The organism is Halorussus ruber, assembly GCF_004765785.1.
GTDB lineage: Archaea > Halobacteriota > Halobacteria > Halobacteriales > Haladaptataceae > Halorussus > Halorussus ruber.
This window is the reverse complement of record NZ_SBIT01000031.1, coordinates 1-1,533: the sequence shown is the minus strand read 5'-3', so window position 1 is coordinate 1,533 and position 1,533 is coordinate 1. Positions and strand designations below refer to the sequence as shown.

Genomic DNA, 1,533 nt, shown 5'->3' with positions numbered 1-1,533 from the left:
TTCGAGCCGCTGGAAATACTCAATGCATTGCATCAACTGAGCGGTTCGCTATTGGCTGTTTTCGACTTAATCTACGAATATTGGTGAAATACGAGCTGTTTCTTACACTCTATTCAACAATTGGATTGACCAGTTCAGTCGAAAGTCACGCTCATATCCATCATTTTCATATGAGTAAAGCAACTTGCAGGTGGTATGACTCTCCAGCAGATTACTGCATCCGATATCGCGGGCTGGGACTCTTTACAGGATATCGCGAACTCCTTTGAAAAACGCGGGCTCAAACCACGCCCGAAACTAGGGGGCGATAATGAACTCGTAGTCCAGCTTGATGATGACGAATTCATCGTCATTGTCAATGCAGGTCCCGGTGAGACTGCCACGGACTTCAAACCGGAAAATCGCTCACGGCACACCAACCTCGTTGCCACCAACGATTTCGAGACTTTCACCTTCATTACGCGAGTCCGAAGCTGGGAGGGGCAGCAGCACGGTCGAATTAAGCATCAAAAGATTTCGTTCTCGAAGGAGCAGTTCACGCGGGACAGCGGAGAAAAGAACACTATTCTCCAGAAACTGAACTCGATCGAATACGGTTCCTCTGCTGCGATATACGATACGCTCTACGACACGCAACAGGTCGTCAAGGAGTTCTATGAACAGTTCGAGGAACTTCGGACAGATCTCATTCAAGAGGTCACGGGTATTCCCGACGATCGTGGTGATGCGAAGCAACGATATGTACAGGTCATTCTTGACCGGATGATCTTCCTATACTTCATCCAAGAAAAGCGCCTCCTTGATCGGAACCCGAACTACCTCCACGAACAGCCGAATGAAGTCGTTGACGAGGGTGGTGACCACTACGAAGAGTTCTATGAACCGCTCTTCTTCGAATACCTGGCAGAAGACAAGCAGAACCCTGACTTCGGTAGTCTTCCGTACCTGAACGGTGGCTTGTTTGCAAGGAATCCCGTCGAAGAAGAGTTCGAGGACGCGAAGTTAGGTGGCCCTGCCGAGGAAACAAACGAGCTCTTCGACGATATCCTCAACTTCCTCTCCGACTGGAACTGGAACGTAGACGAGCGACTCGATATCGTCGATCCCAAGAACCTCTCCCCAGCTATCTTGGGCCACATCTTCGAGCAAACGGTCAATCAGAAGGAGATGGGGGCGTACTACACACCGGAAGAGATTACGGGGTTCATGGCCCGCCGGACGATTCATCCGTATCTGCTTGATCAACTCAACGAGGCTGTGGACGCAGACTACGACGAGATCGACAATGTGTTCGGATTCCCCGTCCCCGAAGCAGATATTAGCACAGAAGCTATTGCCGATGGCGGAACCATAACTCAGCAAGTTCCAACGGAAAACGTCCAGACCAGCCATGTGGAGACTCTCTACCACGATATTCTGAAGGAAGCGCACATTCTCGATCCTGCCGTAGGAAGTGGCGCCTTCCTGCTCGCCGCACAGGAGGTGCTGATGGACCTATACATGCAATGCATTGAGTATTTCCAGCGGCTCGAA

Annotated in this window: 1 pseudogene; it reads left to right on the top strand. The window is 50.6% G+C overall.

Annotation, left to right across the window (positions count from 1 at the left end):
* Positions 1–195: 195 nt before the first annotated feature.
* Positions 196–1,533, top strand: a pseudogene (locus EPL01_RS21270) (type IIL restriction-modification enzyme MmeI); the annotation flags it as partial.